The organism is Patescibacteria group bacterium, from assembly GCA_040753135.1.
In the GTDB taxonomy this organism is placed as follows: Bacteria; Patescibacteriota; Minisyncoccia; order UBA6257; family Brennerbacteraceae; genus JBFMGR01.
The window spans coordinates 1-5,619 of sequence record JBFMGR010000016.1 but is presented as its reverse complement, the minus strand read 5'-3'; the positions used below and the strand labels follow the sequence as shown (position 1 = coordinate 5,619).

Below are 5,619 nucleotides of genomic sequence, written 5' to 3'. Positions count from 1 at the left end.
CAGGAAACAAAAGTGGTGATTAAAGAAAACAGCGGCTTTTTAGAGGTTAGCAGAACATTAAAAGAAAATGGAATAATCTCTAATTCAAATATTTTTAACCTCTACCTGATCGCAAGCGGCAAATTCAGGGAATTGAAAAACGGCACTTATGAATTCAGCGGGGAATACACGCCAATCTCTTTAGCCAATCGATTAATTCAGGGGCCTGAAGATATTAAGGTTTTGATTCCTGAGGGCTTTACCATTTTTGAGATTGATAAACGCTTGTCAGATTTAAACATTATTGAACCGGGAGCTTTAGTGGAAGCGGCTCAAAAACCAGGGCTTTTTACTGAGTTTGAATTCTTGCCCCAAGAATATCTGGTTTCTTTGGAAGGATTTTTGTTTCCGGATACATATAATTTTTCCCAAAAAACTGAACCCAAGCAGATTTTGGCGAAGATGCTGAAAAACTTTGAGGAAAAAGTTTATTCAAAGATTGATCCGGAGATGGCTGAAAGCCCGAAGAGCTTGCTTAGTTTGATTACTCTGGCTTCAATAGCAGAAAAAGAAGTGCCGGGTTTGGAAGACAGGAAAATTGTTTCCGGGATTTTATGGAAACGTTTGGAAAAGGATATGCTTTTGCAGGTTGACGCAACCGTTGTTTACGCTTGGAAAATCATTAATCCCGACTGGAAGCCCCATGACCACGTTTTAACCAACTCGGACATCAAGATTAAATCTCTTTATAATACTTATTTATATAAAGGTCTGCCCCAGGGGCCAATCTCAAATCCGGGCTGGAAATCAATTGAGGCGGCTTTAAATCCGGTAGAAACAGATTACTGGTTTTATTTATCCACTCGTGATGGCGAAACGATTTTTTCAAAAACTCTAAAGGAACACGAAACCGCAGTAAAAAAGTACCTCAAATAATTTTTAATCTTCAAGATTTAATTTTCTGTCCCAAAGCGGATCTACCGCGGGCAGATAACAGATTCTCGGTTTGGGAATTTTCAAATTTGAATCATTAATTAGAAATTGGAAATTAGGAATTAGTTATTTAAAAAGGATGTTCGGTTTTTTCTACAAAACATTTCTCAAGCCGGTTCTTTTTCTTTTTGATGCCGAATCAGTCCACGAGGCCTTTCTAAACCTGGGTGAATTTTTTGGCAGATCGAGGTTTTTAAAACAACTGATAAGAAAAGCTTTTGCTTTCAGAAGCGAGGCATTAGGACAACAAATATCAGGAATCAAGTTTGAAAATCCGGTTGGTTTGGCCGCAGGTTTTGATTACCAGGCAAAGCTAACTCAGATTTTACCGAGTTTGGGCTTTGGTTTTGAAACAATCGGCACGATCACAAATCAAAAATGCCAAGGCAATTCCAAGCCAAGATTGGGCCGACTGCCCAAATCAAAATCTTTAATGGTAAATAAGGGGTTTAAGAATCCCGGAGTGGATAGTGTTATTAAAAAACTTAGCTCGCTGGGCTTTGTTTTTCCTTTGGGAATAAGTATCGGCGTGACTAATTCAGAAAAGATAGAAACTTTGGAACAGGCGATTCAAGATGTTGTTGCTGGTTTTGAGAAATTTCTTAACTCCCCAGTAAAAAATTCTTATTATGAATTAAATATTTCCTGCCCGAATTTAAAAACAAAGATTAATTTTTACAATTCGGAAAACTTAAACGCTCTTTTGCTGGCGCTGTCAGAGTTGAAAATCCAAAAGCCGGTTTTCGTGAAAATGCCGATTTCCAACACAGATAAAGAGATTTTAGCCATGCTTGAAGTTTTAAAAAATTTCTCTCTTATTAAAGGAGTGATTTTTGGCAATCTTCAAAAAAACAGGGCTGATCCGGCTTTAAATCAAGCAGAGTTAAAAAAATTTTCAACAGGCAATTTTTCCGGTAAACCAACAGAAAAACGTTCAAACGAGCTGATTGCTTTGGCTTATAAAAATTATCAGGGCCGGTTTATTATTATTGGCTGCGGCGGGGTATTTTCTGCAGAAGGCGCTTATAAAAAAATTAAATTAGGCGCCAACTTGGTGCAGTTAATTACCGGTTTGGTTTTTCAGGGGCCGCAATTAGTGTCAGGGATAAATCGAGATTTAGTAAAGTTGCTAAAAAGAGATGGTTTTGAAAATTTTAGTCAGGCGATAGGAGCAGAAAGTAGTGAGCTGGGGAACGGTAAAAAAGAACTATAGCCTAATTCGTGCGAATTGGGCTATAGGGTTTAGTCGTGATTAATCAGCCAATTGAAACAATTGAAAGATTTCTATGTATTTTACGCGATCGCGGATAAATAAATAGAAATAAAAAAATAGTTTATTTACTTACTGGTTGAACCGTAATTTGCTATGATTAACCGTGTTGTTTTATAATAAAAAAAACGCATCGTTTCTGTTATTAAGAGAGTTAACGGGACAGGTATTGTTTTAGAGATAATCTGTGTTGATGGCGATTTGCAGATAAACGAATAGAGAAGTTAATAGTTGTTTGGGTGTTTTTAGGCGCATTTGGCAGATTCTGTTTTTCGTTAGAAGAAAATTGGAAATTCATTGAAAATTGGGAATTGATAATTTTTTAGATGATTTATTATTTTTACGGCTCTGATTGGTTTAAAGCCGGATTGGAAGCTGGCAAGCTTAAAACTAGACTGGTTGATTCAGGCAGTCGGGCTGTTGTTTTATCTCCGGAAACCGAAACTTGGTTAACTGATCTGAAGCAGTTCTTGCAAACCGGCTCAATTTTTTCTGAAAAGCAAGTGATTATTTTTAGTTTTGAAAAACTTTCCGCTTCAGAAAAAAAGGAGTTGGAAAACTTACTTAACTCTTTTAGCTCGGAGGAAAGAGCGGTGGTTGTTTTAGAAAAAAAATCCAAATCCGGCCTAAAATTGAAAACAGCAGAGAAAAAAGAATTCATTTTACCCGGAGATAAACAAATAAAAGCTTGGGAAAGATATTTGCTGGATTTAGCCAAAGATCTGGGGATTAGTTTAGAAAGATATTTAATCAATTATTTTTTGTCTTTAGAAACTAAAGAACCGGCCTATTTTTATCAAGAATTGTTAAAGCTTTCTTTGTACCAGCCGGGCAAGAAAATTGGCTTAAAAGAGTTTTTTAGTTTAAACAACCAAGAAAGCCGGCTTAATTATTTTGATTGGATTAAAGCGGTTTTGAAAGGGGATTTGGCTAAAAGCTTAGTTAATATTCCAGCTGATGTTGGTGAGGGCCTGGGTCGCTTAAAGAGCTTAATCAATATTTTTCAGATTTTAGTGGCGAGTAAAGACAAAAACATCCAGCCAAATTTTCAGGCGGCTAAAAAAGAGTTTTTAGATAAAACCAATCCTTACTGGTTGAGAAATTTGAATCATTGGGCCGAGGGGATTTCTTCGAGTGAAGCGGCTTTAGAACTAAAAAAATTATTAGAGCTTGAAGCAAAAATAAAAACCGGGAGATTGACCGTCCAGGAAGGATTAAAGATTTTCTGCTTATCTTAAGTTGATTTTATTTCCGCTTCAGCTTTTGGGGCTGACTGCTTTTTTAGAAAGTCGGCTCTTCAGCCTCGCCGCTTTGTTTTTATGGATTGTTTTGGTTTTTGCCGCTTTGTCAATTGATTTATAAAGCTGGCTGATTTTTTCTTTAGCCCTGGTTAAATCCTGCGTTTTAGTCAAGGACAAATACTCTTTTTTCAGAGCTTTAATTTTTTGCTTTTTAGCGACATTTCTGACTCGCCTTTTTTTGTTTTGCCGCAACGCTTTTTTAGCTGATTTGGTAATTGGCATAATGATAATGACAAATTTCCAATTTTTAATTTCTAAATCTTAAATTTATTATCGCTTAAATTAAGAAAATTTTCAACCCTATAGTAAATTCAGTTTTGTTTTAAGATTGAGCGTGATAAAATAATAATGATTTGGAAATTGTGAATTAGAAATTGGAAGTTGGTTATTATGTTTAGCTATCTTGAAGGGAAAATCAAAGAGAAAAGCCATAATCGGGCGATTTTGGAAACCAGCGGAATCGGCTGGGAGGTTTTTATTTCTGAACAAACTTTTAAAAAACTGCCGGCAAAAGACAAAAAAGCCAAACTATTTGTTTTCCTACAGCAGAAATCCCAGGAGGGAGTTTTTGAAGTTTATGGTTTTTTGACTCAAGAAGAGAAAGAGCTGTTTTTGCTTTTAACTTCAGTGGATAAAATCGGTCCGAGAATCGCCTTAAATATTTTAAGCTCAGCACCAATTGATAAAATCAAATCAGCAATTCAGTTGGGCAAAACCGAGTTTTTAAATAAGATTATTGGCGTCGGAGAAAAAACTGCTTCAAGAATTGTTTTTGAACTGTCAAAGAAAATTAGATCCGGCCGAATTGAGCCTGGTTTATTTGATCTTGATTTAGAAGTGGAAGAAGCTTTGTTGGTAATGGGCTTTTCTTTGAAACAAGCAAAAAAAGCCATTGCCGAACTTGGGGATAAACCTGTCAAAGTTTCTGAACGGATTGCGGTGGCTTTAAAAATTTTGAGCGGAAAAACTAAGGGATAAAAATGAGCCAATTTAAAATCTTGGAACATACCGCTGATGTTCGGCTAAAGGTCTTTGGCAAAGACTTGAAAGAGCTTTTGGAAAATGCTCTTAAAGGATTAATGGCGATTATTGCCGGGGAGGAGAATTTGGCAGTTTCTGATAAAAAATCAGTGATTTTTGAAATTTTTTCGTCCGACCGCGAGGGACTGTTGATCGATTTTTTAAACGAGGCTTTATATTTTATTCAAACAGAAAAAAAGTTAATTGCTGGGGTTAATTTTTATGAATTAAAGCAAAAATCTGATGGTTTTTTTCTCCGAGCCGAATTTTTACTTGCTGATTCCGGGAAGATTGTTAAAGACGTCAAAGCAGCGACTTATCATGATTTAAAAATCTCTCAAAATAACGGGCAACTCGAAGCAACTATTACGTTAGATATTTGAAAAATTTTCACTTCTTTACTCTAGAGTAAAGAAGTGAGATAAAACAATCTTTTTGACTTAGTCAAAAAGGTTGACCTTAAAACAGGCTATAATATTAGTGTTTTATTCAATCTATATTTGTGTCAACGCCATTGACAAAAAAAGACTTGGTAAAAATTGCCGACTATCTTTGGGAGGTGCCGGTTTGCTTTAGAAAAGATATGAAAGTACCGGCCCGGATTTACGCTTCAGAATCAATGTTAGACGAGGTTTTTAAAGACCGGTCCTTGTGGCAGTTAGTGAATCTTTCTACCCTCAAAGGGGTATATAAATATGTTTTGGTGATGCCAGACGTGCACGAAGGTTACGGGGCGCCAATTGGCGGCATATGTCCAGTTCTAACAGAAGAAGGTGTTATTTCTCCTGGCTTGATTGGGTATGACATAAACTGCGGGATCAGGTTATTGCGTTCAGACAAGAGTTTTGTAGAGATTAAAGATTTAGTTCCCAAATTAACTCAAACAATTTATCAAGAGGTGCCGTCAGGCGTGGGCAGGGGCGGTTGGTTAAAGCTAAGCAATAAAGAACTTGATAAAGCGCTGGAAACCGGAGTTGATTATGCTTTAAGCCAGGGTTGGGCAACTGAACAGGATAAAGAATTTTGCGAGTCAGGCGGCAGATTAAATGAAGCAGA

7 protein-coding genes are annotated in these 5,619 nt (G+C 36.6%); 6 read left to right on the top strand and 1 reads right to left on the bottom strand.

The genetic code is table 11. The annotated features are described in order from the left end of the window. The 3 genes from mltG to holA form a co-directional block, all read left to right on the top strand. Positions 1-915, top strand: a 915-nt coding sequence (mltG, locus tag AB1721_03375) for an endolytic transglycosylase MltG (GenBank protein MEW5805729.1), incomplete at its 5' end; no start/stop codon positions are given. A gap of 136 nt (positions 916-1,051) precedes the next feature. After that, positions 1,052-2,185, top strand: coding sequence for a quinone-dependent dihydroorotate dehydrogenase (locus AB1721_03370; protein ID MEW5805728.1), 1,134 nt, complete (start codon positions 1,052-1,054; stop codon positions 2,183-2,185). Between the two features lie 383 nt (positions 2,186-2,568). Further along, positions 2,569-3,480 carry a DNA polymerase III subunit delta gene (gene holA, locus AB1721_03365; GenBank protein MEW5805727.1) on the top strand — a complete coding sequence of 304 codons (912 nt, stop codon included), beginning with the start codon at positions 2,569-2,571 and terminating at the stop codon, positions 3,478-3,480. A gap of 18 nt (positions 3,481-3,498) precedes the next feature. Here the strand turns inward: holA and rpsT are convergent, their stop codons facing one another. Then, a complete protein-coding gene (rpsT, locus tag AB1721_03360) occupies positions 3,499-3,765 on the bottom strand; it encodes a 30S ribosomal protein S20 (GenBank protein MEW5805726.1) in 267 nt (88 codons plus the stop codon). A gap of 168 nt (positions 3,766-3,933) precedes the next feature. Between rpsT and ruvA the strand changes: the two genes are divergently transcribed. The 3 genes from ruvA to AB1721_03345 all read left to right on the top strand — a co-directional run. After that, positions 3,934-4,521, top strand: a complete 588-nt coding sequence (gene ruvA / locus AB1721_03355; protein ID MEW5805725.1) for a Holliday junction branch migration protein RuvA — start codon at positions 3,934-3,936, stop codon at positions 4,519-4,521. A gap of 2 nt (positions 4,522-4,523) precedes the next feature. After that, positions 4,524-4,946: an archease gene (locus tag AB1721_03350; protein MEW5805724.1), complete on the top strand. Its 423-nt coding sequence runs from the start codon at positions 4,524-4,526 to the stop codon at positions 4,944-4,946. A gap of 119 nt (positions 4,947-5,065) precedes the next feature. After that, on the top strand, positions 5,066-5,619 hold a 554-nt coding region (locus AB1721_03345), incomplete at its 3' end, for an RtcB family protein (GenBank protein MEW5805723.1).

What these genes read in the sequence shown, in the direction of transcription:
- AB1721_03350 (MEW5805724.1), top strand. Translation starts at nt 4,524, where the DNA reads ATGAGCCAATTTAAAATCTTGGAACATACCGCTGATGTTCGGCTAAAG.
- holA (MEW5805727.1), top strand. Translation starts at nt 2,569, where the DNA reads ATGATTTATTATTTTTACGGCTCTGATTGGTTTAAAGCCGGATTGGAA.
- AB1721_03370 (MEW5805728.1), top strand. Translation starts at nt 1,052, where the DNA reads ATGTTCGGTTTTTTCTACAAAACATTTCTCAAGCCGGTTCTTTTTCTT.
- rpsT (MEW5805726.1), bottom strand. Translation starts at nt 3,765, where the DNA reads ATGCCAATTACCAAATCAGCTAAAAAAGCGTTGCGGCAAAACAAAAAA.
- ruvA (MEW5805725.1), top strand. Translation starts at nt 3,934, where the DNA reads ATGTTTAGCTATCTTGAAGGGAAAATCAAAGAGAAAAGCCATAATCGG.